At 34.8% G+C, this 15561-nt stretch carries 12 protein-coding genes and 1 pseudogene; 8 read left to right on the forward strand and 5 right to left on the reverse strand.

Annotated elements, in window-relative coordinates; all coding sequences use genetic code 11:
* Window positions 1–30 precede the first annotated feature (30 nt).
* The 4 genes from FLA105534_RS13595 to hutH all read right to left on the reverse strand — a co-directional run bounded on the left by FLA105534_RS13595 (window position 31) and on the right by hutH (window position 5174).
* Window positions 31–1440: an SMI1/KNR4 family protein gene (locus tag FLA105534_RS13595; protein WP_173966666.1), complete on the reverse strand. Its 1410-nt coding sequence runs from the start codon at window positions 1438–1440 to the stop codon at window positions 31–33.
* 153 nt (window positions 1441–1593) lie between these two features.
* Entirely contained in the window at window positions 1594–2934 is a 1341-nt protein-coding gene (locus FLA105534_RS13600; protein ID WP_173966667.1) for an inorganic phosphate transporter, read from the reverse strand.
* Between the two features lie 32 nt (window positions 2935–2966).
* Entirely contained in the window at window positions 2967–3611 is a 645-nt protein-coding gene (locus FLA105534_RS13605) for a DUF47 domain-containing protein (RefSeq protein ID WP_173966668.1), read from the reverse strand.
* A gap of 48 nt (window positions 3612–3659) precedes the next feature.
* Entirely contained in the window at window positions 3660–5174 is a 1515-nt protein-coding gene (gene hutH / locus FLA105534_RS13610; protein WP_173966669.1) for a histidine ammonia-lyase, read from the reverse strand.
* 727 nt (window positions 5175–5901) lie between these two features.
* On the opposite strand from hutH, the gene thrA reads away from it, so the two are divergent.
* The 6 genes from thrA to FLA105534_RS13640 all read left to right on the forward strand — a co-directional run bounded on the left by thrA (window position 5902) and on the right by FLA105534_RS13640 (window position 13808).
* Entirely contained in the window at window positions 5902–8349 is a 2448-nt protein-coding gene (gene thrA / locus FLA105534_RS13615; RefSeq protein ID WP_173966670.1) for a bifunctional aspartate kinase/homoserine dehydrogenase I, read from the forward strand.
* A gap of 167 nt (window positions 8350–8516) precedes the next feature.
* The gene (locus FLA105534_RS13620) at window positions 8517–9434 is read left to right on the forward strand and encodes a homoserine kinase (protein WP_173966671.1); all 918 of its coding nucleotides are present in this window, start codon (window positions 8517–8519) and stop codon (window positions 9432–9434) included.
* A 141-nt stretch (window positions 9435–9575) separates the two neighbouring features.
* On the forward strand, window positions 9576–10865 hold the full coding sequence (gene thrC, locus FLA105534_RS13625; protein ID WP_173966672.1) for a threonine synthase: 1290 nt from the start codon (window positions 9576–9578) through the stop codon (window positions 10863–10865).
* Window positions 10866–11174: 309 nt separating this feature from the next.
* Window positions 11175–11615 carry a DUF3010 family protein gene (locus FLA105534_RS13630; protein ID WP_173966673.1) on the forward strand — a complete coding sequence of 147 codons (441 nt, stop codon included), beginning with the start codon at window positions 11175–11177 and terminating at the stop codon, window positions 11613–11615.
* The gene (locus tag FLA105534_RS13635) at window positions 11616–12698 is read left to right on the forward strand and encodes a protein kinase domain-containing protein (protein WP_173966674.1); all 1083 of its coding nucleotides are present in this window, start codon (window positions 11616–11618) and stop codon (window positions 12696–12698) included. It begins immediately after the preceding gene.
* Window positions 12699–12917: 219 nt separating this feature from the next.
* Window positions 12918–13808 (forward strand): hypothetical protein, encoded by an 891-nt coding sequence (locus FLA105534_RS13640; protein ID WP_173966675.1) that lies wholly within the window; start codon window positions 12918–12920, stop codon window positions 13806–13808.
* Window positions 13809–14119: 311 nt separating this feature from the next.
* Here the strand turns inward: FLA105534_RS13640 and FLA105534_RS13645 are convergent, their stop codons facing one another.
* Window positions 14120–14518, reverse strand: coding sequence for a helix-turn-helix domain-containing protein (locus FLA105534_RS13645; RefSeq protein ID WP_173966676.1), 399 nt, complete (start codon window positions 14516–14518; stop codon window positions 14120–14122).
* A 135-nt stretch (window positions 14519–14653) separates the two neighbouring features.
* Between FLA105534_RS13645 and FLA105534_RS13650 the strand changes: the two genes are divergently transcribed.
* Window positions 14654–15160: a hypothetical protein gene (locus FLA105534_RS13650; RefSeq protein WP_173966677.1), complete on the forward strand. Its 507-nt coding sequence runs from the start codon at window positions 14654–14656 to the stop codon at window positions 15158–15160.
* Window positions 15161–15403: 243 nt separating this feature from the next.
* Window positions 15404–15561 (forward strand): annotated as a pseudogene (locus FLA105534_RS23825) (REP-associated tyrosine transposase); the annotation flags it as partial.

Raw genomic sequence — 15561 nt, forward strand, 5'->3', positions numbered from 1 at the left:
GCTAGTTTCTTTACTGAAACTAGCTTTTTATTATTTCCAAAATTGATACCATTCCTTGCCCTCGTTATCGGTTTCAAAATCTATAGTAACCGATTTAATAGTTTTATTAGTCAAACCATAAGCTTTTAATCTATGATTGAGATTTGCCAAAATATAATCTTTTTCTTTTGGGAATTTTTCAGCAATCATTTTATAGTGTTTCAAAAGCCTTCTATCCTCTACTCCATCCAATGCCTGCAAAGTTGCATGAATAACCCGGTTAGAATTATCATGAAGCCCCTCTATAAAAACACTGATATATTTCTTTTTATCACTCATTTGCCCAAGTCCGTAATAAGCACTAACTCTTATTTCTTCACTCTTATTGGACGTAAACGGAATGATAATACCACCATAATCCAACTTAGTTTCTTTTAACAAATAAATACAAAATCTAAAGGTTTCATCATCTTCAATCGCATCAGCATTCGCTTTTATAACCTCTAACCAGTCCCTACTTTTGCCTTTTGCATACCAAAACACAAACTGAAACACAGTCAGCAGGCTCTGTTTAGAAAAATCAACCAAATATGGTTTTGCGCGTCCATAATCAAACTTCGTGAGTACCTGAAGCATTGTTTTCTGAATCTCTCCAGAACATATTTTATACTGCTCTTCTAAGACATTAAGAGTTTCAGCATTTAGCGCCTCTTTTTTCAAAATCCCATTAAGACATTCCACTTTGGTTTCATCATCCTCCGTAGAAAAATACACCTCTAAAATATAGCCTGAAAATCCACCTAATGTATATCGGAACAAATCAGGGTCATTTACCATTATATTTTCAGGGATAATCACGTCAAGCCATCTTTCATACCAATCTAAAAAATTAGATTCAAAAGTAAAAAAGGGTTTCTGCCTGTCGATATCAATATTAACCACTCGTCCTTTAAATTCCCCATTTAAAACAAGTCCGTAATAATAAGAACAACCCTGACTCGCAATTGGCAATATTCCGGCAAACATTTTACCGAGTTCCGCATCGAAATCTTTATGAGAAATATCGTCATTCTCGTCAATGTTTTTCGTCAATTCCTTCCAGAATTCATCACTCATTTTTGGATAAATTCTACAATCCTGTTTAAAACAATTTTCAGCGTTACTATAAATAAATTCCTCTAGATTTTCACCAAAAGGGAAAATCCCATAACTTGGACCAGCAGCAGCATCCTGATCGGATTTTCCGCCATTACCAATATGCAATAAAAAGGCTTTATAACCCTCCGGAAGCTCCAAATTATACTCGGTTTCAAAACGAATTATCTGATCTTCACTAACCGTTTTTCCAATCTCATATTTATGACTTGACGCTCCAAAAACCTTTAAAGCTTTGTCTTCATTTTTCGCGATGATCAGCTTCTTTTTTATTCTTTCTATCTGATTCAATAACTCTGTTTTCAATCTGTATTTCTTTATTTTTAAGTAAATATAAATACATTATAATTCAAAACGGTCATACATAACAAACAAAAAAGCCGATTTCAAATTGAAATCGGCTTTAAAATATTTCGACAAAATGTGATTTACCTCTCACATTTTACAATAATCATTTTACTAAATAAACACACTCAATACAAAGTAAACCAAACCAGCCAATAAAGCCGAAATAGGAATAGTTAGTATCCAGGCCCAGATTAAGCTTACGGTAACTCCCCAACGAACAGCAGAAACACGTTTTGTCAATCCAACTCCAATAATAGAACCTGTAATGGTATGTGTTGTACTTACCGGAATTTTTAAGTGCTCTGTAAAATAAAGCGTTAAAGCTCCTGCAGTTTCAGCTGCAACTCCTTCAAACGAAGTTACTTTTGTGATTTTAGACCCCATTGTTTTCACAATTTTCCATCCACCACTTAAAGTTCCCGCAGCAATAGCAGAATAACACGCTAACGGAATCCAGCTTGGCATTTTAAAAGCACCATCCTCAGAAGGAAGAGCTACATCTAGCCAAGAATCCATATGAACGCCAGGATTTGTATTGATATAAACAACAACAGCTGCTGCAATAATACCCATTACTTTTTGTGAATCATTTCCTCCGTGACCTAAACTAAAAGCCGCTGAAGATAATAATTGCATTTTCTTTAAAGCCGCATCTGCCTGATGTAGATTCAAACTACTAAATATCAAACAAAAACAACTCACTGTCAACACAATAAATGCAACCAAAAACCATTTAATATTGTGTGGTTCAAAAGCAACACTCCAAAAAACAGAAGAAGCAAAACGAGGTTTATGTCCATCTTTTATAATTTCCTCATAAGGAATCATTTGCGTGTAAACGAACCAAATAGTTGCAATCATTAAAGCTACTGTAAATATCTTTGGCCCAATACTTTTACGAGAAGCATTCAACAACCAAATCGAAATTAAGTAGGAAGCTAAAGCTCCTAATAAAGGTGCTAAAACAATAAAAGCAATAATAATAAGAACTCCGGAGGGCATTCCACCATCTTTTCCTGCCTTATACCAACTCACGATATCATACCAATGATGTGTAACTCCTTCCGCATCAACATAACCCGAAAAACCGTGCACAGCAATCGCATGCGCAATCGCCGCTCCCGCAAAACCACCGATCAAAGTATGTGATGAACTCGAAGGAATTCCCAACCACCAGGTCAATAAATTCCAGCAAATAGCTGCAATAACACCAGCTAAAATAACCACCAGGTCAATTTGCATTGTATCTGCTGTTTTAGCAACAGTATCCGCAACACCAAATCCAAAAACCCAATAGGCCAGAAAGTTAAAAAATGCTGCCCAAAGAACCGCCTGAAAAGGCGTCAGTACCTTTGTCGCAACAACTGTTGCAATAGCATTTGCCGCATCATGAAAACCATTGATGTAATCAAAAATTAAGGCTAATACTATAATAATTATAAGTAGCGTCATAAATTATAACTTCAGAATGAAATAAATTGAATTTAAGAATGTTTTACAGAAATAGATTCCAGTATGTTCGCAACACTCTTACATTTATCTGTTGCTGATTCTAAAACAGATAACACTTCTTTGTATTTAATAATATTTTTAGCGTCTGTTTCGTTTTCAAAAATTTCAAAAACTGCTTTGTTATAAACGTTATCGGACTTGTTTTCCAGTTTATTAATTCTGGCACAAGCATCTTTTATGACTTTGAAATTCTGTAAATTTCTCAATTCTTTTACCGCACTATCAATGTTCTGACAAGCTTCAAGATTGATTTCAGTCATTTTTCTGATCGACTTCGTAATCTTATCCACCTGATACAATCTCATTCTGCTTGCTGCTCCGTGCAGGTAATCTGCAACGTTATCAATTGAAGTAATCAATGTATGAATATCCTCTCTGTCAAATGGAGTAATAAAATTTCTACTCAATTCAAGATTGGTTTGACGTGTAATGTCTTCTCCTTTTTGCTCTAACTCATCAATTTTTTGAAAAAGAACTTCTCTTTCTTTTAATGGAAGGTTTACAGCTTCGTGTAAATTAGAAGCTAACTCAATTAGATTGCTTGAAGCTTCTTCAAAAAGTGGAAAGAATTTCTTGTCTTTCGGCACTAAAAATTGGAAAATACTGTTTATTGACATTTTTATATTTTTGATAGTGCAAAATTACTTCAATATTATTTTGTCATGTTAAGCCATTGTTAACAAATCGTTTTCAATTTGAAAACTGTCAAGGAATTCAACTGTTTTTTCAATATCGTAATGCAGGATTCTGTCTTCTTTAACCAAAGGCACTACTTCTCTGTAGCTGTTCAAGAACATTTCGATGAAATCGCTTGATTTTAAAGGTGCTCTGTAAGCAATCGCCTGTGAAGCGTTCATCAATTCGATCGCCAAAATACGTTCCAGATTGTCCATAACACGTAGTGCTTTTGTAGCTCCGTTAGCTCCCATACTCACGTGATCTTCCTGTCCGTTACTTGAAACAATACTATCAATACTTGATGGAGTTGCCAATTGTTTGTTCTGACTTGCGATACTTGCTGCAGTGTATTGCGGAATCATAAATCCTGAATTCAATCCCGGATTATCTACCAGAAATGCAGGAAGATTGCGTAATCCCGAAATCAACTGATACGTTCTTCTTTCGGAAATACTTCCTAACTCAGCCAAAGCAATTGCCATGAAATCCAACGCTAACGCCAAAGGCTGTCCGTGGAAATTTCCTCCCGAAATAATCATATCGGCTTCGATAAATATATTTGGATTGTCTGTAACCGAATTGATTTCGGTTTTAAATACTTTTCTAACATAATCAATGGCATCTTTTGAAGCACCATGAACTTGTGGCATACAACGGAAAGAATACGGATCTTGTACATGTTTTTTCTCCTGAGCAATGATCTCGCTTCCGTCTAAAAATTCAGTAATGCGTTGTGCTGTTACAATCTGTCCTTTGTGAGGGCGGATAAAATGAATCAACTCGTTAAAAGGTTCAATTCTCCCATCAAAACCTTCTAATGAAATCGTTCCGATTAAATCTGCCAAATACGAATATTTATAGGCTTTTAATAAGATGTGTGCTCCATAAGCGCTCATAAACTGAGTTCCATTTAGCAAAGCCAAACCTTCTTTTGATTGTAAAATGATTGGTTCCCAACCAAAATGTTTTAAAACTTCAGCAGAAGCTGTTTTTTTTCCTTCAAACAAAACCTCGCCTTCACCTAATAAAGGTAAAGATAGATGTGCCAAAGGTGCCAAATCTCCTGAAGCCCCCAATGAACCCTGAGTATATATTACAGGAAGAATATCATTATTATAGAAATCTACCAAACGCTCTACTGTCTGCAATTGAATTCCGGAATGTCCGTAGCTCAAAGACTGGATTTTAAGCAACAGCATCATCTTCACAATTTCAGCAGGAACTTCTTCACCAGTTCCGCAAGCATGCGATTTTACAAGATTTTCCTGAAGTTTAGATAAGTTTTCATTTGAAATTTTCACATTACAAAGTGACCCAAAACCAGTATTGATTCCGTAGATAGGTTCTGAATGTGAAGCCATTTTTTTATCCAGATAATCACGGCATTTCTGAACGTTTACTTTCGCTTCTTCAGATAATTCAAGCGTTTTCTGGTTGACAATAATTTCCTGTAAAGCTTCTAAACTTAAGGTCTCCGTACTTATATAATGGATTTCTCTCATGTTGTTTTAAATTTAAGACTTCAAAATTCAGCAAATCAATATTAAAAAGCAACATTTATTCCTAATAATTAAAATTTGATTCTCACAAATTCCCCGATTTTGTTCTTTTCACAATAGTAATCATACAAAATCAGGATTGTTTTTTTCGTAACAAAAAGGCTCTTCCAAATTTTAACAAGAAAATCCTAAAAGCAATCAATTCCTAGTAGTTTTATAGACTAATGACGTTTTTCGGCATTATTCTGGATTAAAAATCAACCTATTAACGCCATCTATCCCAAATATAAACCCGTATAATTATACGAATCCAATAATTTAACAGACTCAATTCTGACAAAAGCTCAATATTAATTTGGTAAGATTTGAATTTTTAAAATATTCATAAAAAGGCCCGAAAGATTTTTAACTTTTATAAAAAACTGTACTTTTGAAAAACCAAAATGAAAAGTAACAGCGTAAAATATCATTCTACACTAACAACTCAAACCAGAGTTGCAATCGCTGCTATTACAATTTCAACTACAACAACTACTACCCCTTAGGGGTATACATTTTACATATCACTCAGGTTACCTAGTACTTTTTTCTAAGAAGAAGAGAGTTATTGGATACATAAAAAACATTTACAAAGAAAAAAATAGTTGCAGTTTTCAGTTTCAGTTCACAGTTGATAACCTTTGAACCTTTGTTACTAAAAATCTTTGCACCTTATTAAAAAACATCAAAAATGAAAGTATTAAAATTTGGCGGAACTTCGGTTGCCAATGCACAAAATATAAAACTAGTTCTCGAAATCATAAATCAAAAATCGAAGCAGGACCAATTGGTTGTTGTAGTATCAGCTTTAAGCAAAGTAACTGATTTACTGCAATTGGCAGCAGCAAAAGCAGCAGCAAATGACGAAAGCTTTAGAGAAATTGTTGCCGAAATCGAGAAAAAACACCTTGACACTTTAAAAGAACTTATTCCGGTTAGCGAGCAAAGCAGCTTGTTAAGCCATGTAAAAAGAATCATCAATCACTTAGAAACTTTATTGGACGGCTGTTTTTTACTGGGCGAATTATCTCCCCGAACTTCAGATACCATTTTAAGTTTTGGAGAACTGCTTTCGTCTTACATCATTGCGCAGGCGTATCTGCAAATTGATAAAAATGCGGTTTATAAGGACAGCCGTGAACTGATTAAAACCAATAATAATTTTGGAAAAGCAGCTGTAAATTTTGAAGTTTCCAACCAGCTGATCAGAGAATATTTTGCCGAAAATCAGTCTAAAATTAATATTCTTCCGGGATTTATTTCTCAAACTCTTGACGGAATCGCTACTACTTTGGGCCGTGGAGGTTCTGATTATACCGCTGCCATAGTTGCCGGAGCACTTGAAGCAGAACAATTAGAAATCTGGACTGATGTGAACGGAATGTTTACGGCCAATCCTAAAATTGTAAAACAGGCTCACCCTATTGCTACGATTTCTTATCAGGAAGCTATGGAATTATCGCATTTTGGAGCCAAAGTGCTGTATCCCCCAACGATTCAGCCCGTTTTAAGAAAAAACATTCCAATTTTAATCAAAAATACTTTTGAACCGGAAGCTGAAGGAACTTTAATTTCCGACCAGGTTTCCTCAAAAGATACCGTTGTAAAAGGAATCAGTCATATCGATAATATTTCATTAGTAACCCTTGAAGGCCCTGGAATGATTGGAGTTTCAGGTTCGTCAAAACGTTTATTCGAAGTACTATCTCAGGAAAAAATCAACGTTATTTTTATCACTCAGGCTTCTTCTGAGCATTCGATCTGTATCGGAATTCTGAATTCGGATGCCGAAAATGCAGAGGCTGCCATCAACAGAGCTTTTGAAGTTGAAATTTCGCAAAACAAAATCGATCCTTGTATCGTCGAAAAAGACCTGTGCATTATCGCTTTGGTGGGCGAAAACATGAAGAACCATCAGGGTCTAAGTGGAAGAATGTTTAGCACTTTAGGAAAAAACAACGTTAACATCCGTGCCATTGCACAAGGAGCCTCTGAACGTAATATTTCGACTGTAATCAACGAAAGAGACGTTAAGAAAGCATTGAATACTTTACACGAAAACTTCTTTGAAGAAAACACCAAACAGCTCAATTTGTTTGTGATGGGTGTTGGAAATGTGGGTGAAAAATTCATCGAGCAAATTCACAATCAAAAGAAGTTTCTAAAAGACAACCTTAAAATCAATGTTCGTGTGATCGCTTTATCTAATTCCCGAAAAATGCTTTTTGACGAGGACGGAATTTCGTTAAAAGACTGGCAATCGGCTTTGGACAAAGGGGAAAATGCCAATAAAGAAGCCTTCATCGCTCGTGCGAAGGAATTAAACTTGCGTAACAGCATCTTTGTTGATATTACTGCAAATGCAAGCGTGTCTGAAACCTACGAAAATTTCTTAAAACAGAGTATTGCGGTGGTGACCTGTAACAAAATTGCCTGCTCGTCTGCCTATGACAATTATAAAAAATTAAAGAATTTATCTCGTCAATACAACGCACCATTTTTATTTGAAACCAATGTTGGAGCGGGATTGCCAATTATTGATACCGTGAAAAACTTAATTGCCTCGGGTGATAAAGTGCATAAAATTCAGGCGGTTTTATCCGGAAGTCTGAACTTCATTTTCAACAATTTCGATAAAGACAATTCTTTTCATGATGTGGTAAAAGAAGCCGGAGTACAAGGTTTCACTGAACCGGATCCAAAAATTGATTTAAGCGGAATCGACGTAGCTCGTAAAATCCTGATCCTAATTCGCGAAAGCGGTTACGAAATGGATATTGACGCGATCGCCAACGAATCGTTCCTGCCAGCCGAATGTCTTGCCACAACTAACAACGAAGATTTCTTTGCTTCTTTAACGCAACATGCTCCTCATTTTTCAAAAATCTATGACGAAGCGTTAAGCAAAGATTCCAGATTGAAATATGTAGCGCAATTCGAAAACGGAAAAGCAAGCGTTGGTCTGCAATTCATTCCAAAAGAGCATCCTTTTTACAATCTGGAAGGAAAAGACAATATTGTACTTTTCTACACCGATCGTTACGTAGATCAGCCGCTACTAATCAAAGGCGCCGGAGCAGGTGCAGCAGTTACCGCATCAGGAATTTTTGCTGACGTTATCCGAATAGGGAATATATAAAGGCGCTAAGATGCTAAGGTACTAAGGTTCTGAGTTTTTTTTACCAGATACATCTTAGAACCTTAGCAACTCAGAACCTCAGAACCTTTAAAAAAATGTGGTAAAAATTTGCAAAGCAAAAAACCTTAGAGCCTTAGCAACTCAGAACCTCAGAACCTTATAAAACAATGGAAATAAAATTATTCTGTCCCGCTACAATTGCAAATCTTTCGTGTGGATTTGATGTACTAGGGCTTTGCTTAGACAATGCGGGCGACGAAATGATCGTTCGAAAAGTAGCTCAAAAAGGAGTTCGAATTACCAAAATCGAGGGAGCCGATTTGCCTTTAGAAACGGAGAAAAACGTTTCAGGCGTTGCGGCTTTGGCCATGTTGGAGACACTTGACGTAGATTGCGGATTCGAAATCGAAATTTACAAACATATTAAAGCTGGAAGCGGAATCGGAAGCAGTGCAGCCAGTTCTGCGGGAGCAGTTTTCGGAATCAACGAATTGCTTGGGAGACCTTATTCCCGCAAGGATTTGGTACAATTTGCCATGCAGGGTGAAAAACTGGCCAGCGGAAACGCTCATGCCGACAACGTTGCTCCTGCCCTTTTGGGCGGTTTTACGCTCGTAAGAAGTTACGCTCCCTTAGACATTATCCGAATTGACAGCCCGGAGGAATTGTTCGCTACGGTGGTGCATCCTCAAATCGAATTGAAAACTTCGGATGCACGTTCGGTACTAAAACAAAACGTTTCTCTTAAAAGCGCCATCATGCAATGGGGAAATGTGGGCGGATTAGTCGCCGGATTATACACCAAAGATTACGACTTAATCGGACGTTCGCTTCATGACGAAATTGTGGAGCCCTTACGAAGTGTTTTGATCCCGGGATTCGACCAAATCAAACAAACCGCTTACGAAAATGGTGCCTTAGGTTCTGGAATTTCAGGTTCCGGCCCTTCTATCTTCGCTCTAAGCCGTGGAGAAGAAACCGCAAACCAAATCGCCAAAGCCATGAGCGACGTTTACGAAAAAATGAATTTACCGTATGAAATTCACGTTTCGAAGATTAATCCCGATGGTGTCCGCGTCCTTTAGGACGGGACGCTTTAAGCAATAGGCTTTAGGCAATAAGCTTAAAACCATTGCGAAAATAAAATCATGAAAAAAGCAATAAGCTATACGTACTAGGGAAAAAGCCTAATGCCTAAAGCTTAAAGCTTAAAGCAATAAAAAAAAATGAAATACTACAGTTTAAACCATAACGCCCCAAAGGTTTCGTTTAAGGAAGCCGTAATACAAGGACTCGCGAGTGATAAAGGATTATACTTTCCTGAAAACATCACTCCTTTAGACCCTTCGTTTTTTGATGAAATTGAAAATTTAAGCCACGAACACATTGCTTTTGAAGCGATCAAACAATTCGTTGGCGATGAAATACCGGCAGACAAATTAAAAGAAATCATTGCGGATACTTTAGTTTTTGATTTTCCGGTAGTAAAAGTCGAAAACGGAATCTACTCCTTAGAATTATTCCACGGCCCAACCATGGCGTTTAAAGACGTTGGAGCACGTTTTATGTCACGTTGTCTGGGGTATTTTAACAGAGACAATAAAGACGCTAAAAACACTGTTCTTGTGGCTACTTCCGGAGATACAGGCGGAGCGGTTGCGAGCGGATTTTTAGGCGTCGAAGGTGTCGATGTGGTGATTTTATACCCGTCAGGAAAGGTGAGCGACATTCAGGAAAAACAATTGACTACTTTAGGGCAAAATATTAAAGCGCTAGAAGTTGACGGTGTTTTTGACGATTGTCAGGATATGGTTAAAAAAGCGTTTTTAGATGAAACTTTAGCGCATAAAAACCTGACTTCGGCCAATTCGATTAATATTGCGCGCTGGCTGCCACAGATGTTCTATTTTTTCTTTGCTTATAAAGCGTTGAAAAACCAAAACAAACCATTGGTTTTCTCTTGCCCAAGTGGAAACTTCGGGAATATCTGCGCCGGAATTATGGCTAAGAGATTGGGTTTACCAATTGAACATTTTGTAGCCTCCACCAACGTAAACGATACGGTGCCGAGATTCTTAGAAAACGGAACATACGATCCGAAACCTTCTAAAGCAACAATCTCCAACGCCATGGATGTTGGTAATCCAAGTAACTTTATTAGAATTCAGGAATTGTACCACAACGACTTAAAAGCATTCGAAAAGGACTTCTCTTCTTATAGCTATACCGACGAAGAAACGCTTGTTGCTCTAAAAAATATTTATAACACAAACGGTTACATCGCAGAACCACATGGTGCTGTTGGTTATCTAGGTTTGAAGAAAGAATTGGAGAAACACCCTAATGCCATTGGTGTTTTCTTGGAAACGGCACACCCTATAAAATTCTTAGATGTGGTTGAACCGGCGCTAGGAATTACGCTTCCTATTCCTGCTCAAATTGAAAGTGTTATTAATGAAGAGAAAGTTAGTGTGAAGATTGGAACTTATGAAGAGTTGAAAGCCTTCTTGGGGTAATAAAAATAAAAATGATCAAAGCGAGTAAAAATATTTTTACTCGCTTTTTTATTGCATTGCAATTCATTATTTTGAATTAATAAATAAAATATCAAGTAAGGAAATCCGTAAAAATTGGCAAGAAAAAATCCATATATTTGAAAAAGCAAGAAAACGAAATAGCTTTTCGCTTATCTACCCCTATTCAGGTGTATATATGAAAGTTTGTTTCTTCTATAAATAAGTTACCAGCAATTTTCACACAGAGATGGAATTAGAGATCTTCTTTAATATCTTTCCTCTATTATTAATATAAAAATCAAATATATTTTGAAAGTACTAGGAATTGAAATCAAAGGACGAGAAGTTAGAATTATTGCTCTAGAAGAAAACTCAAGTGGACAAATTAATGATATTACAGGAGGTTATAAACCTATCAAACTAGAAGATGATGAAATTGCTCAAAACGTAATTTTATTCAGAAAATCACTTCATGCTACATTTGAAAGCTTTAATCCAGATATAATAACAATTAGATGGAGAAACCCTAAACCTGCGAAATTCGACCAGAGTGAAAAAAACCTTTCCGCTTCTCCTATTTCATTTAAAATTGAAGGTATAATTCAAAGTTTTGAAAGTGCAGATGTTAGATTAATTAAACCCCAAACAAGTACTGCTTTCATAAAAAAGAATCCATTACCTTTTAAAGCAAAATATAGTTATCAAGAAGAAGCATTAAAAATTGCTTATTATCAAATCAAAAATTTGTAAATGAATTTAACAGAACTTGGTTTAGATGACGAGGTAAAAGATTTTCTGACTTCACAAACTGATTTTATTATTGATCGGGTTTCTCAAGAAGGAGGTAATTGCGACATCTTCTTTGGTTATCATAAAATTTTTGATCGTAGAATCGCTCTAAAAATTTATTATGGAAACGACAAAAACTCTCATAATGAACCACGAATATTATCACGAATAGATCATGAAAATATTCTGAGAGTGAGAGATGCAAAAAGAATTGGCCACTATTATAGTTACTTTATGACTGATGAAATAAGCGGTGGAGATTTAGAGAAATTTTTTCAAAATGGAAAATTAAATTTGACTGAGAAACTCAACGTAATTCACGGAATATTACATGGCCTAACAGAATTACATAAATCAGACATATCAATTGTTCATCGAGACTTGAAACCGAAAAACATCTTAATATATGAGGACAGTAAGCAACCATTAATATCCGATTTTGGGTCAATCAAACAGTTTGATAAAAACTTAGGTTCAGTATCTGGTTCAAAGACAACGCTAGTATACACTCCAAAAGAAGTATTCGATAATAATACTTATACTACTCAATCTGATATTTATCAAATTGGAGTTACATTGTTTCAAATTTTGGGTGGTTTTTTTCCAGGCGCATATTTTGATTGGCTTAATGATAAAGAGCAAAAGAAATTTTTGGCTATTTCTGGGCATTATGAGCAAAGTATTTATCTTGAAAAAATAATTCATAAACTGGTTACTAAACACAAATTATTGCAGTTAAATACATTGCCAAAATATATTCATCCAAAAATTATTAAAATTATTCAAAAAGCTACTCATCCTTCTTTAAAAATTAGATATGAAAATACAGGAGCATTCATGAGTGATTTATACAACATTCAAAGAAAGCTTACAAATTGGAATGAAACAGATGATGGATTAGTAGCGACTAAACCAAATGGAGATCAATACCGAATTATTTCAACTAAAAAAGGTTATTGTGTTGAAAAATTTGGTAGCAATTGGAGAAGACAAGGAGACTTTCAAAAAGAGATTGAGCCACTAATAAACCAATTAAATAAATAAAAAACTACTGGTAACACACGATACAAACAATTTGGATATTAACCTTAATTTGAAAATTGATTTTGAGAAAATTTGGCAAATCCGAAAATAGGGCTTAATTTAATCCCAAACTGCTTGTAGATTAAGAACGTTAGCGGCAAACTACTCGCAGACTAATCAAAGGACATTTGTTGTTTAACAATCAATAGCTTACATTTGAATTTTCCTTTACTAAAAAATATGGAGTCAATAGAAAAATCAAACGGCATACAATTACATTACTATTTTGACGATGATAGTCATTCAATAAATTCTATTGTTAGAAATGAATGTGAAAAAGAAATATTATATATAATTAAGGAAATCTCTGAAACTTTAGGCTTACAACTTGATTTAGAAACGCTACCAAGCAATGAGGGTGGTTTTAAGGAGAAGTGGAAACTCTTAGGCAAAAATTCTACTCAAATTAGTTTAATAGTGGCTATTGCTTTAGGAGTACTGTCAAGATTTCCTGTGGAAAATGAAGAATTAACAACTTTGCAAATTGAAAATTTGAAATTGGATAATGAGATAAAAAGAAAGGAGTTGAAAAAACTAAATCTTGATCAATTAAAAGAAGACAGTGAATTAGATCAAAAAACTGTTTTAGATTCCGTTAACATAGTAAATAAAAATTATAAAGTTTCTTGGCGCAAATCTAATCTTTATAAAAGACTCCAAAACTATTCAAAAGTGGAATATATTGATGTGCTCCGATTACAGGATGATGAGCCTGTAGGAACACCCAGAACAGTACAAAAAAATCAATTTTCTATGTTTATATTGCGTACAGATGATTTACCAAAACTTGAATTAGAAAGAGTAGTGATTGATGTCGCTACTCCAGCTATAAAACGTAATTTCAGATGGAAAGGCTTTTATAATGAAAAGATTATCAATTTCTTAATGAATGATAATGATTTTAACAACAAAGTATTTAATGGGAAGATGCATTTTTCAAATCGCTACTCTATTGAAGTGGAAATGACACAAGAGAGAAAGATTAATAGCGAAGGGGACATTATAGTTAAAGATTCAATAGTAAATAAAGTATTTGCTTCAATAGACGGAGAAAGTAGAATTGAATATTAGCTTCATAAAGAAGCCACTAACAGCCACTACAGCGGATTTGGGCAATAGGCGCCTAATGGAAAGTTGGTTTTGTATTTGCTATGATTTGGGACCCCACTCTGCGAAGTGTTACGATCGCTGTGCGAAGTCTCCCGACTTCGTACCCGTTCCAATTAACCACAAAGTAAATTACAAGACATTGGAACGGAATATTAGGAGTGGGTACGAAGTCGGGAGACTTCGCACAGCATTAGAAACGCTCGCGCCAGCAATTGAACATAAAAAAAGAGATCTTAATAAGATCTCCTTTTTATAATATATATTTAAAAACGTTACTTCCCGTTCAATAATTTCTCTAAGTACTCAACTTTATCTTTCTCAGCTTGCACCAAACGTTCGTAAAGTTCAACAACTTTATCTAAAGGATTAAAAGTACAATTGTAATCACCTGTTGTAATAATAGGAATACTACCGTGATCTTGAAAAGTATTTCCAATAATATTAAAAACCGCTTCTTCCGAAAAGTTTTTAATTGCTTCAACAGAAACTCCAAGAACTTTTGCTATTTCAATTAGTTTTTGTTCGTCTACAGTTTCGCTGTTTTCAATATTCGAAATGCTCTGCTGACTCGTTCCTAAAGCCTGTGCCAGTGCTTCCTGTTTCATATCTTTAAGCTCTCTGATACGGCTTATATTTCTGCCGATATGTTTTGGTTTTGTTGCTGTGCTCATAGTTCAAAGATATTTAATTTTTTTGAACGAAAATAAATTTAGGTAAAAAACAAGTCGTTTTTGTAAGATACTATTTTCATAATTTCTATATTAGCTAGCTCGAAAGTAATTACCAATTATTAATATTATCGTAAAATGGCAATCTGGCAATATCTTTTAATCGTTATTCCTGAAAATTCTATTGATAAAAATTACAATATTTTTGAAAATAATGAAACTGAATTTTTACCCGATACTGATTCTTTCTGGGAAAATTTTGATGGAAATATTTCTTCTATTATTTCCGAAATGGATCAAATAATAAAAAGAGCTGATTGGGGTAATGATACTTTTATAAATTGGAAAGGCAATGGAAGTAATGAAGAAGATAATGATGCCTTTATTTGCTTAAATGATGACAAAAACAAAATTAAAGAATTTCAGTTCCGAATTGATTTAAGAAAAGCATCCAATATTATAAATGTTCTTCAATCAATTTTAAATCTCTGCAAAAAAAATCAATTTGTTTTGATTGATTTAAAAGGACAAATCTTTAAACCCGAAATAGAATCTATTATTGAGAGTTTGAAAAGTTCAAATGCAATAAAATTTATTACTGATCCAATACTATTTTTTGAGAACTTAGAAAATAAACAAAATTAATTTAAAATGAAAAAAGAACATAGGATCATACTTGATTTATTAGAAGAGTATTTAGAAAAAAATCCAAGTCAAAGATTTGGGCAGGCTCTTTTTAATTTAGGTGTTACCTGATCGCGCAGATTTATCTCCGCAACGATAGCGCGGATTTGCAATCCGTGCCCGCAAAGTAATTCCTTCAGAACCTATAAATAAAAAAATTAAAATTTTCCACTATACTTTTTATTTTTGTAGGAAAAAAAACACGTGTCAACAAAATACAAAGCAACAACAACTGATGAAGCATATTTCATAACTATAACTGTTGTAGGATGGATAGATATATTTACAAGACTAAATCAAAAAAATATTTTGATAAATGCTCTAAAATATTGTCAGGAAAATAAAGGTTTAGAAATCTATGC

This window comes from Flavobacterium collinsii (assembly GCF_902804485.1).
Taxonomy (GTDB): domain Bacteria; phylum Bacteroidota; class Bacteroidia; order Flavobacteriales; family Flavobacteriaceae; genus Flavobacterium; species Flavobacterium collinsii.

Coding starts and splice junctions, on each gene's coding strand:
- FLA105534_RS13600 (WP_173966667.1), bottom strand. CDS start 2,934: ATGACGCTACTTATAATTATTATAGTATTAGCCTTAATTTTTGATTAC.
- FLA105534_RS13605 (WP_173966668.1), bottom strand. CDS start 3,611: ATGTCAATAAACAGTATTTTCCAATTTTTAGTGCCGAAAGACAAGAAA.
- hutH (WP_173966669.1), bottom strand. CDS start 5,174: ATGAGAGAAATCCATTATATAAGTACGGAGACCTTAAGTTTAGAAGCT.
- thrA (WP_173966670.1), top strand. CDS start 5,902: ATGAAAGTATTAAAATTTGGCGGAACTTCGGTTGCCAATGCACAAAAT.
- FLA105534_RS13620 (WP_173966671.1), top strand. CDS start 8,517: ATGGAAATAAAATTATTCTGTCCCGCTACAATTGCAAATCTTTCGTGT.
- thrC (WP_173966672.1), top strand. CDS start 9,576: ATGAAATACTACAGTTTAAACCATAACGCCCCAAAGGTTTCGTTTAAG.
- FLA105534_RS13635 (WP_173966674.1), top strand. CDS start 11,616: ATGAATTTAACAGAACTTGGTTTAGATGACGAGGTAAAAGATTTTCTG.
- FLA105534_RS13640 (WP_173966675.1), top strand. CDS start 12,918: ATGGAGTCAATAGAAAAATCAAACGGCATACAATTACATTACTATTTT.
- FLA105534_RS13645 (WP_173966676.1), bottom strand. CDS start 14,518: ATGAGCACAGCAACAAAACCAAAACATATCGGCAGAAATATAAGCCGT.
- FLA105534_RS13650 (WP_173966677.1), top strand. CDS start 14,654: ATGGCAATCTGGCAATATCTTTTAATCGTTATTCCTGAAAATTCTATT.